This window comes from Paenibacillus sp. JJ1683 (assembly GCF_053006485.1).
Genome location: NZ_CM129820.1, coordinates 5534507 through 5551713, shown reverse-complemented (window position 1 = coordinate 5551713; position 17207 = coordinate 5534507). Strand labels below are relative to the sequence as shown.

Annotated in this window: 10 protein-coding genes; 5 read left to right on the top strand and 5 right to left on the bottom strand. The window is 46.7% G+C overall.

Annotated elements, in window-relative coordinates:
* Positions 1-92 precede the first annotated feature (92 nt).
* A complete protein-coding gene (locus ACUC6J_RS23930; protein ID WP_019688978.1) occupies positions 93-1634 on the bottom strand; it encodes a family 43 glycosylhydrolase in 1542 nt (513 codons plus the stop codon).
* Between the two features lie 405 nt (positions 1635-2039).
* On the opposite strand from ACUC6J_RS23930, the gene hmpA reads away from it, so the two are divergent.
* The gene (gene hmpA / locus ACUC6J_RS23925) at positions 2040-3269 is read left to right on the top strand and encodes an NO-inducible flavohemoprotein (protein ID WP_447249536.1); all 1230 of its coding nucleotides are present in this window, start codon (positions 2040-2042) and stop codon (positions 3267-3269) included.
* A 108-nt stretch (positions 3270-3377) separates the two neighbouring features.
* Here hmpA and serS read toward each other — a convergent pair whose 3' ends face one another.
* On the bottom strand, positions 3378-4667 hold the full coding sequence (gene serS, locus ACUC6J_RS23920; RefSeq protein ID WP_447249535.1) for a serine--tRNA ligase: 1290 nt from the start codon (positions 4665-4667) through the stop codon (positions 3378-3380).
* Between the two features lie 598 nt (positions 4668-5265).
* Here serS and ACUC6J_RS23915 point away from each other — a divergent pair.
* The 4 genes from ACUC6J_RS23915 to ACUC6J_RS23900 all read left to right on the top strand — a co-directional run bounded on the left by ACUC6J_RS23915 (position 5266) and on the right by ACUC6J_RS23900 (position 12709).
* On the top strand, positions 5266-7818 hold the full coding sequence (locus ACUC6J_RS23915) for a DUF2339 domain-containing protein (protein ID WP_447249534.1): 2553 nt from the start codon (positions 5266-5268) through the stop codon (positions 7816-7818).
* A 162-nt stretch (positions 7819-7980) separates the two neighbouring features.
* Complete coding sequence (locus ACUC6J_RS23910; RefSeq protein WP_016822637.1) at positions 7981-9330, top strand: sodium-dependent transporter; 1350 nt, start codon at positions 7981-7983, stop codon at positions 9328-9330.
* Positions 9331-9496: 166 nt separating this feature from the next.
* Positions 9497-11551: an acyltransferase family protein gene (locus ACUC6J_RS23905; protein ID WP_447249533.1), complete on the top strand. Its 2055-nt coding sequence runs from the start codon at positions 9497-9499 to the stop codon at positions 11549-11551.
* Between the two features lie 201 nt (positions 11552-11752).
* A complete protein-coding gene (locus ACUC6J_RS23900) occupies positions 11753-12709 on the top strand; it encodes a polysaccharide deacetylase family protein (RefSeq protein WP_019688973.1) in 957 nt (318 codons plus the stop codon).
* A gap of 74 nt (positions 12710-12783) precedes the next feature.
* Here ACUC6J_RS23900 and ACUC6J_RS23895 read toward each other — a convergent pair whose 3' ends face one another.
* The 3 genes from ACUC6J_RS23895 to ACUC6J_RS23885 form a co-directional block, all read right to left on the bottom strand.
* On the bottom strand, positions 12784-13911 hold the full coding sequence (locus ACUC6J_RS23895) for a glycoside hydrolase family 88/105 protein (RefSeq protein WP_016822640.1): 1128 nt from the start codon (positions 13909-13911) through the stop codon (positions 12784-12786).
* 47 nt (positions 13912-13958) lie between these two features.
* Positions 13959-15491, bottom strand: a complete 1533-nt coding sequence (locus ACUC6J_RS23890; protein ID WP_019688972.1) for an MFS transporter — start codon at positions 15489-15491, stop codon at positions 13959-13961.
* A gap of 111 nt (positions 15492-15602) precedes the next feature.
* Positions 15603-16952 (bottom strand): right-handed parallel beta-helix repeat-containing protein, encoded by a 1350-nt coding sequence (locus tag ACUC6J_RS23885; protein ID WP_019688971.1) that lies wholly within the window; start codon positions 16950-16952, stop codon positions 15603-15605.
* Between the last annotated feature and the right edge of the window lie 255 nt (positions 16953-17207).

The following is a 17207-nucleotide window of genomic DNA, read 5'->3' as shown; positions in this document are numbered from 1 at the left end:
GAGTAAGAAACGGATGGTAAAGCACAAGCATGGCAGAAGAAGGCCTAACTGATGTGGGCACTCTCCTGCCATGTTCTTTTTAATGAAGCAAATTAATTGCCAAGCAATCTCACTTCATGCACCGTCGGAGTATACCAGTTGTTCGGATTATTAAATAGCACTGCATTTACAAGATTAATTCTTACGTAACGGGCTTGAAAATTAACTTTGTCACTGGTAAAGCCGTATGCAGTATTGCTCGTACGGTCAATGGTGGAATAATGAACGCCATCCGTACTATATTCGATCTTATACTTGTAATATGCCTCAGATCCTTTGTACATAAACCATGAAATATCCACTTCGTTAATCGTCTTGGTACTGCCCAAATCCACCTGCCACCAAGCAGGCCAGGATGCAGATGTAGCCTTCCATGAGGTTTGGGGATTGCCATCGTTCGCCAGTGAAGCCGGGGAAGCAGATGCGGCTGAACTGGCAGTAGCTGTTTTGCCTTGCGCGTGATTCACAAGGGATGGCAGGATGACTGTGCCTGTAGCAGCATCCATATCCCAGCTACTGTACCAGTTTAGAGTAGCCGTTTTATTGGAGTCATTCAGGGTCAATGGCAACCAGATGAATTTGTGATCGCTCAGATTGAGCGGGTTCCAGCGGTCGCCCATATAGATGTAGCTGGTTCCTGCGCTGCCTGTAATTGTGGCGATGGAATGGATTTGCGAACCGTAAGCTGCTGGATCACCGAAAGGCGACAAAGCAGACCAGCTTCCAGTCATGGAGCTGGCGGTTGCATAAGCACCCTGATTCGGGTACCAGCCGGATGCCTGCGAGGTAAACAGGTAGTAGGTATTGTTCTTTTTCACAACAGCGGGGGCTTCGCGATAGCCATTTTCAAAAATCCAGCCAACGAACGACTGCACGCCTGTATAATCGGCCGTCAGCTTGAAGATTGCCATCGTATCATTGGCGCCACCATTTTTACGGGAAGCTGTAATGAGGTAGCCGCTACCGTCGGTATCCGTAAACACCGTCATATCACGGGACTCATAATTCAGCGGGCGGAAGCTGCCTTGGTAGGTGAAATTCCCGTCAGGCGTATCGCTGGTAGCAACAGCTACGCGACCGAGTGAGTAGTCTGTGCCATTTTCATAGTGTGCCCATAGTACATATTTTCCGGTGGATTTGTTGTAAATGACTTTAGGCCGCTCGATTTTGCTCGAATTCAGCTCAGGGGCGGAATCTTTGGTGAGGATACTACTGCGGAAGGACCAATTTTTCAGATCGGTTGAGGTATATACGTTCACTTTTTCAAATTTCCAGTTCTCAGCGTGCTCGCCGTACCAATAATAAGTGGAACCTACTTTTAGGATATTGCCGCTGTTCGCCTGAATCGGGTTTCCTGCGGTGTCCTTCCAATCCGTTCCATTCGTAATGGCTGTGCTTGCTGTTGCACTCAAGGACAGTTCTGCATTAGCGGCGTCCAAACCATTCAGCGATGGGTTCATCTCGCTCCCATAGGTTGCTTGCGTAACGCCTGTTGTATTGGCATGTACTGCATCAGGTTGAAGACCTGCACCGACCACTGCGATTATAATACAAATCCATGGGGCTAACCATTTGCTGTTGTTGATCCACTTCACGATATCATCTGCCTCCCTAATATAGATAGGATGGCCCCGAACAGCTTGTCCGGTACCTCATCTACGATTCTATCTTAATTGGAAGCGTTTACAAGTGGAATAAATTGAAGTCTTTCGAATCATAAATTGGAATCGGTACTGAATGAAAATGGGAATGTTGGTCGGCTGAGTTAAAAGAAGCGTCTCTTTGCCTACTTGTGGATGTGCTATTATCTACACCGGGAATGTATATAATTGTGCGTTTTGTCATTGACACGTTCACATTATTTCAAATTTAAAGTGACTGGAATCACATAAACGGTTACTTTATGTGGGTATACTTGCTTTAATTGAAGGTTAACAAAAGGGAGCTATGTTGTAACGCCTTTTGTTCATCATTATTTTGGAGAAAAGAGGGATACAACAATGCTAAGTGAGCAAACCATTGCAACGATCAAATCGACTGTACCTGTTTTGGAGGTACACGGAACTACAATCACCAAGCGTTTTTATCAGATGATGTTCGAGGCCCATCCCGAGCTTCTCAATATATTTAATCACGCGAATCAGAAGCAAGGACGTCAACAGGGGGCGCTGGCCAATGCTGTATATGCGGCCGCACAGCACATTGACCGTCTGGAGGAAATTCTTCCGGTGGTACGCCAGATTGCACATAAGCATCGTAGTTTGGGGATTAAGCCAGAGCATTATCCTATCGTCGGGAAATATCTACTCGCTGCGATCAAGGACGTGCTAGGGGATGCAGCAACAGATGAGATCATCAACGCATGGGCTGAAGCCTATGGTGTGATTGCGAATGTATTTATAGATGTGGAAGCTGAAATGTACAAGGAGGCTGAACAGCAGCAGGGAGGTTGGTCAGACTTTAAGAACTTTGTTGTACAGAAAAAGGTTAAGGAAAGCGAGCGAATTACGTCCTTTTACCTGGTGCCGCAGGATGGACAGGTGCTGCCTGCATTCGAGCCTGGGCAATATATCAGCTTGAAGATGGAGATTCCGGGTGAACATAATACTCATATCCGTCAATATAGCCTTTCTAGTGCACCAGGAAAACCTTACTACCGGATATCCGTAAAACGAGAGGATGCTGTAGGGTCTCGTCCAGCGGGCAAAGTATCTGTGTATCTGCATGAGCACGTGCAGGAGGGCGATGTGCTGCGGGTGTCTGCACCTGCGGGTGATTTTACGCTGGATCAGACAGATCGCAGACCTGTTGTATTGATTAGCGGTGGAGTCGGGCTCACCCCGATGTTCAGCATGCTGGCTTCCTTGGTGGAAACTGCTCCGAATCGGCCCGTCACTTTTGTCCACGCAGCAGTCAGCGGAGATAACCACGCTCTGCGTAATGAGGTGGAAAAGCTGGTTGCCACACATGCACAGGCGGCCGTTCGGTGGTGCTACAGCAGACCAACCGAGCAGGATCGTCTAGCCCAGGCTTTTCACAAGGAAGGACGTTTGGATCTGGCCTGGCTGCAATCCGTGATACCGGAACGTAACGCTCAGTATTATTTTTGTGGCCCTGTGGGATTCATGCAATCGGTATACGGCCTGTTGAAAGAGTGGAATATCCCTGCATCGGATATCCACTATGAATTTTTTGGCCCTGCTAGTGCATGGGAAGCAGAAGCGCAGTGAGACATTAAAAAAAGGCGAAGGATGGTTGTCCTTCGTCTTTTTTGTGTTTATGACTATGAGGAAATCCTACTCATTGGCTCTACGCTTCTTCAAAGTGTGCCCATATTTTCATGACATGGGAGGACGCAAAAATTCTATATGCTGCGGCATATACTGGCGTAAAGCTTCTGGAATGCGGATCGAACCGTCCTCCTGTTGGTGATGCTCTAGCAACGGGATCAAGATCCGAGGCGAAGCGACCGCTGTATTGTTAAGTGTGTAACAATATTGTAGCTTGCCGTCCGCATTACGGTACCGGATGTTGGAACGACGCGCCTGAAAATCAAGCAACTGGGACGACGAGTGTGTTTCGCCGTAAGCCTGTCTGCTAGGCATCCATGTCTCAATGTCCACCTGCTTGTAGGTTTTTTGCGACATGTCGCCTGTACAGACAGCCATCTTACGGTAGGGGAGCTCCAGCAGTTGAAGCAGATCTTCCGCATTGCGCGTAATCTCCTGAAACATCTGCTCTGAAGCTTCCAGACTCGCTTCGCAGATGATGACCTGCTCCACCTTGGCAAACTGGTGCACACGATACAGTCCGTGCACGTCCCTTCCGGCCGAGCCAACCTCGTTGCGGAAGCATACGGATACCGCCGCCAGCCGAATCGGGTCTGTAACGTCCATAATCTCACCGCTGTAATACGAGACCAGCGGAACTTCCGAGGTGCCTACAAGCCATTGATCTTCTCCAGCGATACGGTACGTCTGATCCAGTCCAAGCGGGAAAAAGCCAGTGCTGCGCATTGCCTCAGAGCGTACCATTAATGGTACGTCCAGCAGCTGAAATCCTCGTTCGCTCAGCAGATCAACAGCAAGCTGCTGTACAGCCCGGTGCAACGCGACCCCAGCTCCCGTCAGATAATAGTTACGGGTACCGGCTGTTTTGACACCGCGAGGCACATCGATCAGGTTGTGAAGCTGGCCGAGCATCATATGATCCTTGGGTTCAAATCCAAAGTCAGGTATCGTTCCGACCCGTTCCAGTTCTACATTATCTTGATCCGACTGGCCTCGCGGCGTATCCGGGGATACGATATTAGGCATTAGAAGCAAGAGCTGTTGAAATTGTTGCTCTAGTTCCTGTTGCGGGGCTTCCAGAAGATCTAGCCGTCCGTTAATTTCTTTGACCTGCCGCTTAGCCTCATCCGCCTGTTCATTTTTCCCGGCCTGAATTAGCGCCCCAATATCCTGACTACACTGATTACGCATCTGGCGAAGCTGCTCCACTTCCTGAAGCAGCTGCTTTCTCCGATCATCCAGGGTTAACAGCTCTGCGACCGATACTTGTATTCTTTTGTCGTCTGCCGCTCTCTGAACCTGCTCTTGATGCTCTCTAATCCACTTGATATCTAACATGACACCGCACTCCTTTTCGGATAAAAATACAAAAAGCGCCCTCATCCACATGGGACGAGGAGCGCTTTGATCTCGCGGTGCCACCCAAATTGACCGGACAGCATGACAGAAGTCATGACTCTCCAATCCACTTTGCTCCGCTTTAACGGGCGGGTCCGGTTTACTTAGGAACATATCGCCATATCGTACACTAACGTATAATCCTTGGCGTAAACGCCTCCGAGTTGGATGCTCTTCACAGGCACAATGTCGTTTGCTTTTTTGTAAGTATACGAATTTTTGGCAGGTTAATCAAGGGCATGAGTCAGTACACTGGATTACTTCCTTTTTTCAACATGATCTTTCCAATAAAAATAAATACACAATGCGATTAAGATAAGTGGAAATAAGTAAAAAGCCGATTTCATGTTTGCGAAGGGGAAAGGTAGGCTTTATTTCTTATGTATTTCCATTCTACTTCATCTGTGATAATGAAACTGGAAGAATATTTAAGTAATAGCCTTAATTCAGCGTTCAAAATGGGCTATAGTCTCTATAATGCTATTTTAATTTCATGTAAAATGTAATGATTACCAAAACGACAGCGATGGAGGGAAACATGGAGGATTTTAAAGATCGTTTACATACGATCCGCCAAGAACAGAACAAGCTGCTCAAGGAGTATCAAACATTAATCGCAGATTACGAAGCTTCAGATATCATTTTGGAAAACGAGGTTCTGCGAAAAAAGTTCGAGGATTATCAGGCTCGCTGCATTCACTTGGAAGAGCGGGTACGACATATTGAGCAGGAAAATGGAAAGCTGCGTACTGCGCTGACGGAGCAGATGTTGAGCGAAAAGGCGAATATGATTCGCATTTCGCGGGAAAAGCTGGAGACCTATTTTGCTTCCAGAACCGCAGAAGGGGAAAACCGGCTGACTTCCATTGAATATGGGGCTAAAAACCGGGTGGACCAGCTTATTCAGCAAACCACTCATGAGCTTAAAGAGGATCAGGATGAGATCGTCGCTAGACTGAGACTGTTCTCGGAGGAGATTCGTGACCGGATCATGGAGCAACGCAGGCGGTTTCAGGAAGCAGAGCGCAAATTGCTTCATCAGACGGAAAACGAGCTTCATCAGCTCGAAGAAGAAGAGATCAGCGAAGAAACGATGCAGAAGCGCATGAAGCAGAATCAGTTTGAAATGATGCTGGGATTGAACTGGATTAACAAGCTGGGGATTTTGCTCATTATCTTGGGTGTGGGAGCCGCTTTTAAATACTCATACTCAAACTGGTTTACAGGGAATATGAAGGGCGTTGCGTTCTTTTTGCTAGGAGCGCTGATGCTGGGCGGCGGCGAGTGGTTGTATCGCAAGCAGAAGCAGACCTTTGCGCTCGGTATCTTGGGCGGCGGTATTTCTGTACTGTACGGGTCCATTTTTTATAGCTACTTTTTGCTAGAAATCATAGGAATGTATACAGGTATAGGCTTGTCCGTTCTAGTTACGGTGACCGCTGTGCTGTTGTCCTTAAGATATGAATCTCGAACGATATGTTCCTTCGGTTTAGTAGGGGGATATCTTCCGTTGTTCTCCTATATGGCAGCAAACGGGCTGGAAGGAAACGCCGTGTATATCGCGATGGGCTATCTATTCCTGCTGAACCTGCTAATCCTGCTTGTATCCTTCCGCAAACGGTGGGTCATCGTGCAATATATCAGCTTTCTACTCAATACCCCATTAATGGTTGTACTCGCGTGGTTATCAGACAGCACCATAGCCAGCATGCTATATGCAATCATTACATTTGCGATGTATCTCGGGATGACACTGTGGGTGCCGTTCCGACTCAAAACAAAACTATCATGGCTGGATTTCTCCTTGTTGGCCCTGAATACAGTTGTGAGCTGTTCCGTTCTGTATTCCCTGTTCGGCGATGCAGGTCTGGATGATTACAAAGGATTACTGGCACTCGTCTTTTGCTTGGTGTATGGGGGCTTGGGCCAATGGGTTCGGCGATATATTCCAGAGGAGAAGCAAACCAAAATACTGTTTTATGCGACATCATTGACCTTTGCCATTCTCATGATTCCGTTCCAGTTTGGAGTCAGATGGTTGTCGATGGGCTGGTTAATCGAAGCTGTGCTTCTTACATTGTATGGACATCGCTACCGCTTGAAAGAATTGGAGCGTGCAGGATGGGGCATTCTAGGATTGTGTCTGGGCGCATTCTTTTTCATTGATTTCCCTATATATCTGTTGTCAGGATTTGAGACAGATTATTTTGGGCTTAAATATACGCTCATTACACTGGGAATGTTGATCGTTACTGTCTTCTATGCGATTGAATATAGTCGTCCGAATGCTTTCAAAAACAATCGTTTGTACGAAATGCATATCATGCAAGGATTTAAGTATGTAGCTTTGGTGAACGTGTACCTCTATCTTTTGTACGAAGCTGGGCATTGGTATAACATCGTCGTATCCGATGAGTTTGCACATTACACCTTGTACAAGGTATTGTTGTTCACCTGCGTATCCCTGGTGTTAGCTTATTTCCTGCCTAAAGTGAAGCTGTTGTACGATCGGGTGATTAAATATTATAGCTTGGCATTGTACGTCATAGGCTACGCGCTGGCATTGGTGGTTACCGTAGCGATTCCAACCTTGCATGAGGATTATGCGCAGAATACGGCTGCTGATTACGTTGCGCTAATTGTACTGGTAGCCTTTAATGTACTGGTATTCTTCAGCAGCAGGGACTTCCTAAACGCACTGATGACGCGACATTATAGAAGTAATGAGCTGTATCCGGTCATTATGGGGGTATATTTGTTGGGCATCATTACCGCCTTTCTCGGAGTTCAGTTCCGTCTGGGAGACGCAGGTCTTGTGTTCAGTCTGGTGTATCTGCTGTTGGCTATTTTGTATATTGTATACGGCTTCCTCAAGCGAGTGGTCTACATCCGCCGATTTGGGTTGGGCTTGACTCTGCTAGCTACAGGTAAGCTGCTATTGTACGATCTACACCTATTAACGTCGGGAAGTACGATTGTAGCCTATTTCTCCTTTGGGGTTGTATTGCTGGCCATTTCGTATATTTACCAAAAAGTATCCAATCGTATGGGAGAGACCATTATAAAGAAGGATACTGAAGAAAAAATGTAGTTTTTTGTTGTATTGTGTAGATACCGAACATTATGAAAATAAATCCGGTAATAGTGAAAAATTATGCATGACCTTACATCCTACTTACGCTATAATGAGAAAAAATTATTTATGTACGCATGCTCAAGTTTATGCGTAAGTAGAGAGAATGAGGGGGATACCATGAATTTGGGCAAGGGGCAGAATAACCTGTCTGATAAGAATGAACGCTTCTCGTCGGCTGGATTCATTTTGGCAGCGATCGGGAGTGCGGCAGGACTAGGTAACATCTGGAAATTTCCGTATATTACCGGACAATATGGCGGAGCTGCATTTTTCTTGTTGTTTATTGTCTGCTTGTTGCTTGTTGGTTTGCCTGTACTTTTAGCAGAGCTTGCGCTTGGTCGTGCAGGTCGAGGAAGTGCTGCCTCTGCAATGGTGAAAGTAGGCGGACATCCAATTTGGGGCAAGATGAGCATTATGTTTGTTATCGTGCCGTTTGTTATTTTGTCGTTCTATGCCATTGTAGGAGGATGGACACTGCATTATGCCGTAGAGGCATTTAGCGGAAGTCTGTTTTCGAATAATGATTTTGCTGGTCAGTTTGCTTCATTTTCCTCCGGCTATGCACCGTTGGTGTGGTTGTTAATTGTTTTTGCATTTACAGCAGTCGTGGTTACCCTTGGGGTATCGAACGGAATTGAAAAGTTCAATAAAATTTTGATTCCTGCTAAGGTCATCCTGTTGCTCGTGCTGATGATTAACGCTCTCATGCTGCCAGGTTCTGGTGCGGGTGTATCCTTCTTTTTGAATCCTGACTTTTCTAAGTTAAGTATAGAATCTGCATTGGTTGCTTTGGGACATGCCTTCTTCTCCCTCTCACTGGGGATGGGGATCATGGTCACATATGGTGCTTATGTAGATCGTCGACAATCGCTGGGGGGAGCTATGCTGGCAGTGGGTGGCGGGGATTTAATCTATGCGTTTATCGCAGGTATGATCATTTTCCCTACAACCTTCTCCTTTGGTATTAACCCTGCCCAAGGACCGTCTTTGGTCTTTATTGCCTTACCGGCTGCATTCTCTGCCATGCCTTTCGGAGCTTTCTTCGGCGGTTTGTTCTTCGTATTGCTGGCGGTTGCAGCATTAGGCTCTATGGTATCCCTGCTGGAGGTACCCGTAGCTTATGTTATGGAGCGGTTCCGTTGGGGCCGGGTACGCTCGGTTGTCATCGTATCGATCCTGTGTCTGTTGCTGGGTGTCCCTTCTGCATTGTCGATGGGGTTGGTTCCAGAGTTAAAGGTGGGCGACAAATCCTTCTTTGACTTTGTTGACTTCACAGCGTCCAACATCTTCTTGCCATTGGGCGGCTTACTGATAGTTATATTCACAGGGTACTACTGGAAAACTGCTGGCGAGCATGCCAATCTCAAGCCTTTCTGGTTCCGTGTATGGTTGTTCGGCCTTCGGTATGTTGCACCGATCCTGATGTTGTTGGTCTTCCTTCATACTTCAGGGATCATCAAATTTTAATAGACACGAATTAAAAAAAAGGTATTTTCTTCCTAAGGGAAGAGATACCTTTTTTTGTATATCTATCAGTGGTTACCTAACTGTGGAAAGGAATGATATAATAAAAACATTGTCATTAATTTTAACTTCAATGAAATCATTACGATTATGAAGTTTTATATAATGAATGAAAAGGCTACAGGGCATCGCACAGACGATGTGCAGGAGAGGGAAAGGGCAGAAGAGCATTGAAACAGACAGAGAGTTCGAATTTGCAAGAAGGACGGCGGCTGAAATGAAGTCTAATCGGTTGTCGCCACAACGTCGTTATATGCCAGGTTTGGATGGTTTAAGAGCGCTGGCGGTCATCGCAGTCATTGTGTATCATCTGAATCCGGATTGGTTGCCGGGTGGTTTGTTGGGTGTAGGCGTGTTTTTTACGTTGTCGGGGTATCTGATTACAGATATTCTAGTCAGTCAGTGGGATACATATCATAGTTTTAAAATGAAAGATTTCTGGGTGCGTCGTGCCAGAAGATTGCTGCCTGCCATGCTGACGGTGGTGGCTGTCATTGTCCTGTGCTCGTTGCTCTTCGATCCGTCACGGCTTACGGCCTTGCGCGGAGATGTACCTGCCGCATTGGTGTATATGAGCAATTGGTGGTTTATTTTCCATCAGGTTTCGTATTTTGAAAGTTTCGGTCCTCCTTCTCCGCTTGGGCATCTGTGGTCGCTGGCGGTGGAGGAACAGTTTTATATCCTGTGGCCTTTACTGCTGGCGCTTGGGCTGAAGTACATGCCCAAGCGTATTGTACTGGCCGGATGGGTGATTTGTCTGGCGTTAATATCTGCGCTCCTGATGGCCGTGATTTACGTACCGGGAAGCGATCCGAGCCGGGTATATTATGGCACGGACACACGCGGCTTCGCTCTACTGATTGGTGCGGCGCTGGCCTTGGTATGGCCAAGCGGCAAGCTGAAAGAGCATGCTTCGGCGAAGGCGCGCTTGCTTCTAGATGGCGTCGGTGCAATCAGCTTGCTGCTGCTATGCCACTGGGCGTGGGCCTCGAATGAATATGACCCAGCTCTGTACCGCGGCGGCTTGCTGGGGATTGCGGTGGTCACTGCTATTGTGGTTGCAGCATTGGCACACCCGGTGAGCCATCTCGGTCGCCTGCTTGGACGCAAGCCGCTGCGCTGGATCGGCGCCCGTTCCTACGGACTGTATCTATGGCATTTTCCAGTTATCACGCTAACGACACCTCAGGTGGATACCGATGGTGTTCATGTGGTGCGTATCGTTATACATTTGCTGGCTACCATACTGCTGGCGTCTCTCTCGTTTAAATATATCGAGGAACCGATTCGGCATGATGGATTCCGGCACTGGATTGCAGGAATTCGTTCAGCGGTTCGTCGGCAGATGCGGTGGAGATGGATCTCTACAACCGCAACAGCAATGCTTTGCATAGGTATTGGTGTGGGTACCGTTCACCTGTACGTGGTATCCCCTGATGCAACGTTGCAGGCAGCATCTAGTGATGAGCAGCCAATTGCCAAGGCAAAGGCGATGCCGCCGCTTCACGGAACGGTGTCCGTAGCCTCCAAGGAGTCTACAGCCACCAAGCCGCAAGGAGCCAAGGACAGTAAGACTCCATCTCAAGCCCAGACGCCTAAAGACACGGCAGTCAAGGCTGGTACTACGGATGGCGTTACGACGCAGACGGAACCTTCGACCACATCCCAACAAGCTAAGCCTATGACAGGCGATGGATCGAGCGTGACCGCTATTGGAGACTCTGTCATGCTCGATGTACAGTCGTACATTCAGGAATACTTCCCGGGGGCTGTTGTAGATGGGCGGATCGGCCGCCAGATGGCGGAAGCGCCTGCCGTACTGGAGCAACTGAGACAGAACGGACAGTTGGGCAAGACGGTTATTATTGAGCTGGGTACGAACGGCGCTTTTACCAAGGACCAGCTATCTAATCTGCTCGCCAGTCTGAAGGATACAAAGCATATTATACTTGTGAATACCCGTGTACCTCGGCCTTGGGAGAGCATTGTGAACAAGCATCTTGCTGAGGCTGCATCCCAAGACCCAAGAATTACAATGATTGACTGGTATGCAGCAAGCTCCGGTAAAAACTCATATTTTGAGCATGATGGAGTACATTTAAAACCTAAAGGCGCTAAAGCCTATGCATCTTTACTGGCTCAGGCCCTAACGAAGCAATCTTAATGAACAGAACCGCAATGATATTCATAAATTATGCAAATGCAAGATAAGAAACCACCGGGAGTAGGTTGTCCGTCCCCTGGTTGAAGTGCAACCTTAAACTTTCATCGGCCAAACCTCCCGGTTTTCCAATGTTCGTTGTAAGGTGCGCTTTCACCCTGCTCCGGTGGTTTTTCTTATTTTAGGGTGGAGGTACATAATCTAATGGAAAAGGGTTATTCACATAGTAGAACAAGAGAGCACCGCTTGAAGAGGAACAAAAGAAGGCTGATGCTGATTGCTATTGTATTATTTGTGGCAGGCTGCATTACTTTTATTGCGATAAAGGTCTCAGATAGCAAACCACATGCGCCGACTCAGGAGCTTGCTAAAAAAACAGATTCTGTATCCAAGGACTCATCCAAAGTTAAAGCCAGCGCAGGGGCAAACGATAAAGCAGCCTCTCCAAAAAATGATCCCGGTGTAGAAGACGGTGCCTTTGTTGAAAAATATTTAAATCAGCAAATGCTAGGAAAGATGCCTGATGGAGCCGATGGTAAAAAGGTGGCCTACTTATCCTTTGATGACGGTCCATCTGTGACGGTCACACCCCAAATATTAGACATTCTGAAAAAGCAAAAGGTCAAGGCAACCTTTTTTATTGTAGGAAAAGAAGCCAATGAGAATGAGCATACCCGGAACCTTATCAAAAGAATTGTCAAAGAGGGTCACGCGATAGGAAACCATACGTACTCACATAACTATAAGTATTTATATCCGAACAGACGAGTAAATACGGATCATGTTATGCAGGAGATCGAGAAGAACAATCAGGTTCTAAAAAGCATTCTGGGACCAGAATTCTCCACCAGAATGATCCGATTCCCCGGGGGGCACATGACATGGAACAGAAGAGATCCACAGGGAATGGCTGCTCTGGATAAGGTTTTACTTCAAAAGGATTACCATCAGGTGGACTGGAATGTATTAACGAAGGATGCAGAGGGAAGATCCAAGAAAGCACCCGCACTAATTAATCAGTTTATGAGGTCAGTCAAAGGCCGAGAAAAAGCGATCATACTCATGCATGACACTTATGGTAAAGAAGAAACAGCCAAAGCATTGCCGCAAATTATAGAATATCTGAAGAAACAGGGATATGAATTTAAGGTTATGAAGTAAGATATATATGAGAAAAGGACGGGGCTCATCGCCACCGTCCTTTGTGCTATTTAAAAGTACATAGTCCGCATCATTTAGATGCGCTCTGCTTCACCCATCGCCTGAATGAAAGCTCCGATACCTTTAGGATCGTTAGTTATAATCGGCTCGCTGATATAGTAAGCGAAGGTACCATCCCGGCGATCTTTACCACCTAGACCGCTTACTTGTACTGTTTTGTTCAGATTCACAAGTCCTTCTTCAGTAATCGTAATAAATTCATCAATAATACCTTTACGGATGATTTCTGCTTCTTGGCGATAATGCTCTGGCAGATAACCTTTGCGAACACCTTTGGCCATAGCGTATAGAATCATGCAGGAAGCAGATGCTTCCAGATAGTTGCCTTTCACATGGCCCAGGTTGAGCACCTGATAAAAGACGCCGCTTTCTTTATCACGCACTTTCAGCAAGGCTTCCAGTGTTTCTCTCAGCATATCAATCAAGACGGGACGATCTGCATGATCTTCTGGAATGTAGTCCAGCACGTCGACGAGTGCCATGACAAACCAGCCCATTGAGCGGCCCCAGAAATTTTTGGAACAGCCGGTTTCCGGGTTGCACCAATGCTGTTCCCGCTTCTCATCCCAAGCGTGATAGAGCAGACCCGTTTCAGGATCACGCGTATGCTTGTAGCATAGCTTGAATTGCAGGGTCACATCGTCAAACTCTGACGGATCTCCGAATTCGCGAATAAACTCAGCATAGAACGGGGCACCCATGTACAAGCCGTCAAGCCAAATTTGATACGGATAAATTTGCTTATGCCAGAATGCGCCCTCGCTTGTGCGTGGATGTTTTTCCAGCTGACTGCGTAATTGGAAGGCTGCCTTTTTATAGCGTTCATCGCCTGTGGCACGATACAGAGTGAAGAGCAGCTTGCCGTTATTCACATGGTCAATATTATACTCATCTACTTTATAGCGCTGAATCACACCATTTTCATCAACAAAGTGATCCATATGTTTTTTTATATATTCCATATACTTGGGATCGCCTGTCAATTCGCCAACCCATTCCAAACCTCTGTAAATCACGCCATGGTCATATTCCCATTTTTCATAAAATTCCGGACTCCGTTTAATCACGGAATCGCTCATACGTACAGCCCAGGAATCTGTTTTTGTAGGATTTGTTGTTGGTTGCGATGTTGAATTTGCCATGATACAGTCACCTCTTCAGTAAAGTTTAATCTGTAATGTTATTGTTGTTACATAGACGGAGTGTGTGTCTTAGGATCAACGGGTTTGTTCTTAAAGCCCACATTATTGTTGCCCCAGCACCGATCGTAGCTGAAGCCTGTTAGTTGTTCGAACACTTTTCGAGCTTCTGGCTTGGCTGATTTCATGGAGCCACCGTTTTTGAGGCGGTCAATCTCGGCGATTAGCTTCTTGTGGCTGTCAATATCCAGCTTCATTACGACAGAAGCAATCATCCCGATGATCGCGAGAACAATAGTACCCACCACGAGTACATAGAAGATAGCGTGCTGAGCAGAGACTGGCTGACTTTCAGCTCCGGATACAAAGCCAAAGTGCTGTAACACCCAGCCGAGAATGAAAACGACAACAGCCCGCACCATTTTTCCGGCAAAAGTCATCATACCCGCATAAATACCTTCCCGGCGGCGACCAGTCAGCGCTTCATCCACATCGGCAAGGAATGTGTATTGATTCCAAGGGATGTAGTAGACGCCACCCGTACCAAGCCCCATGAACAGTGTGATGACATATAGCCACATCATCGTATTAGAGGCTCCTGTGAGATAGAGCAGACCATAACCTGCTACGCTAAAGCAAACGACGACGAGTGCGGCGATGAAAGGCATACGAAACCCTTTACGCACACAGAATTGGATGAAGAAATAGGTAGAAATCAATTGAATGACAGAGTTAAAGCTGTTCAGATTGGATACCATTTCAGAGCTTTGGAACAAGGAGAAAACAATAAAGTACGTAAAAGCTGAAGTAAACAGCCACTCAGCGGAAAAGCCGCCCAGGTACATCCCGAGATGATGACGGAACGTCTTGACCCGAAAAGTAGAGGAAATATCGACAAACAACTTTCTCATGGAATCTATAAAGGAAAGCGGAGCTTCACCTTCCAGTTCCTTTTGTAGTTCCTCACTTGGACGCTCCCAGGAGTTTTTGTACAAGAATGCCATGGCAATCAGCAGAATTGCTGCAAAAACAAGACCGGTATACAAGAAAGGCAATGGAGAGTCTTTGCCGTACGCAGCAATAAAGCGACCAGGGATAAAAGCGGCGGCAAAATTGGCGATTTTACCAAACATGGCCTTCCATCCGGTCAATCTGGAGCGTGCACCGAAGTCCCGGGTCATCTCGGACGCTAGTGCTTCATACGGCACCATGACAGAGGTGTACACTAGTTCAAACAGCACGTACGTACTCAGGTAATACCAGAAGCCCAACCCATCTATCCAAAGCATCGGATACACGAGCATCAGCGGAATACCCATCATGATGAAAAAACGGCGTCTGCCGAATTTACGACCTAAGCGGGTTCGGTGAAAGTTATCGCTGATAAAGCCCATGATCGGATTGCTGACCGCATCTATGATGCTGGCAACAGAGAAAATGGCTGCGGCCTGAACAGGAGACAGTCCGCAAAAGGTTGTATAAAAGTACATTAACCATGCACCGCTAATAGCAAGTGCACCACTTCCCAGCATGTTACCGCTTCCATAGGCAAGTGTATGTTTCAATGTGATTTTTCGTTCCATGATCTGTTCACCTCATATTTTGTCTGGTTATGAGGACAATCACCGGTCGCTATATTATGCAGAATGGTCTAGGTTGGTAGATGGGCCAGGCGTCCTGATTAGGTGGGGCTTTTACCGTGCCCCTATATTTCCGCTCGGAGTACCCGAGCCAATCAGATCGCTTCCTTTGGCCAGCTTAAGGAAATCACCCAGCTGGATGGAACCGTCTGTACTTCGAGTGATGGAAGGCACGAGACTAACAAAGTCGTCTGCACTGGCTGCGAGACCTTTAGCATTCGTCGTTTTTTTGTTTTTCCACCAGACGTTAGAGTTATCTTGATCCGTACCACTTGTTTTATCACTTGCTGTTCCCTCGAAAGAAAGATTGTTAATGAACACGTGTTCACCCTTATCAAAGGCGAAATTGCTTTGTCCATTGTCCCATGAAGTATTGTTGGTCAAAGTAATGGTGCCAGGGTTGCTATTGTAGGTGAAACCGTGTTTTTTGTTTTGGAAAGCAATACTGTTTTTTACAATATGGTTGACCTTGATTTTGTCTCCACCCAGCTTAAAGCCGTTGCCGTCACTGTTCGCAGTAGACGTTCCATCAGAGGTTTGCCCGTTGTGATGGGCCACACTGTTCAAAATGGTTACGGCACCGATAGGGCCTGTTTCCGTTTTGCTGTACAGATCCCAGCCATCGTCTACGTTGTATGCTGCCAAGCAGTTATCGAACACATTGCCTGATCCTACAGTCAGTTTAGCCGCGAAGCCATCGGCATCCTCGCCATTATCGGGATCGGCGTTATCGTGAGAGTAGGAATTCAAAATCAAATTGTTTGCAGGCCACTCACTGGTGGAAGCGTTAGGGGAGTAGCGTCCGAGTTGGAGCCCGGTATCCCGATTGTGGTGGGTCTCGACGTTTTCAATTCGGTTATTGCTGCCGCCAATATAGATACCGTTATCTCCGGCACCTTTGACTTCAAGACCTTTCACCAGCCAGAAGTCCCCGTTAAGCTGAAGTCCCCGATTAGCTGAACCAAAGGCCTGAGCAGAGAAATCAAGTACGGGTTTTTCACTACCGTAAGCGACTAATCCTTTGAGTGAGCCGTTATTGCCGTTATTTCCACGCTGAATTGTAATCGTTGAGGAGTAGGCGTATTTACCACCCCGCAGGTAGATGGTTTTGCCAGGAGCAATTTGTGTCAGTGCTGCTTCGAGGGTGGTAGGACTAGATATGGTACCCGGATTGGACACGTTACCATTTGGAGCCACATACAAATCGCCTGCCGCTAACGTGGTGGAAACAGTTGTTGAATCGGTTGCACTAACTGCCTCCTCTGTGAGTGTGGTAGAGGGGAGGTTGTTGGATGGAATATCCGCGTAAGCGGTTCCAATAAGACAAGAAGAAGCAAAAACAAAAGAAACACCGAGTCTTAGAGCGTTAAAGCCGTTTTTTGAACGATCATTCCGTTTAAACATGTAAATTCCTCCTTATCTGAGCTCATATTTTAAAAGAAGATAGCACATATAAAAGTCGCTCATGCTGTCTTTCCATTAAAAAAACAGGACACCTCCTGGGGGGACAGATTGATCTATCATAAGTCCAAAACGCTCTAAGAAGTATATGCACAGTGTAATATATGTTAACGTTTGCATCAACAGTTTTTTATTGTTTTTTTAATATTGTGAAAAAAAGTTCACACTTTTGTTTCAACTAAAAATACAGTTTTGCTA

What these genes read in the sequence shown, in the direction of transcription:
- hmpA (WP_447249536.1), top strand. Translation starts at nt 2,040, where the DNA reads ATGCTAAGTGAGCAAACCATTGCAACGATCAAATCGACTGTACCTGTT.
- serS (WP_447249535.1), bottom strand. Translation starts at nt 4,667, where the DNA reads ATGTTAGATATCAAGTGGATTAGAGAGCATCAAGAGCAGGTTCAGAGA.
- ACUC6J_RS23915 (WP_447249534.1), top strand. Translation starts at nt 5,266, where the DNA reads ATGGAGGATTTTAAAGATCGTTTACATACGATCCGCCAAGAACAGAAC.
- ACUC6J_RS23910 (WP_016822637.1), top strand. Translation starts at nt 7,981, where the DNA reads ATGAATTTGGGCAAGGGGCAGAATAACCTGTCTGATAAGAATGAACGC.
- ACUC6J_RS23905 (WP_447249533.1), top strand. Translation starts at nt 9,497, where the DNA reads ATGAAAAGGCTACAGGGCATCGCACAGACGATGTGCAGGAGAGGGAAA.
- ACUC6J_RS23900 (WP_019688973.1), top strand. Translation starts at nt 11,753, where the DNA reads ATGGAAAAGGGTTATTCACATAGTAGAACAAGAGAGCACCGCTTGAAG.
- ACUC6J_RS23895 (WP_016822640.1), bottom strand. Translation starts at nt 13,911, where the DNA reads ATGGCAAATTCAACATCGCAACCAACAACAAATCCTACAAAAACAGAT.
- ACUC6J_RS23890 (WP_019688972.1), bottom strand. Translation starts at nt 15,491, where the DNA reads ATGGAACGAAAAATCACATTGAAACATACACTTGCCTATGGAAGCGGT.
- ACUC6J_RS23885 (WP_019688971.1), bottom strand. Translation starts at nt 16,952, where the DNA reads ATGTTTAAACGGAATGATCGTTCAAAAAACGGCTTTAACGCTCTAAGA.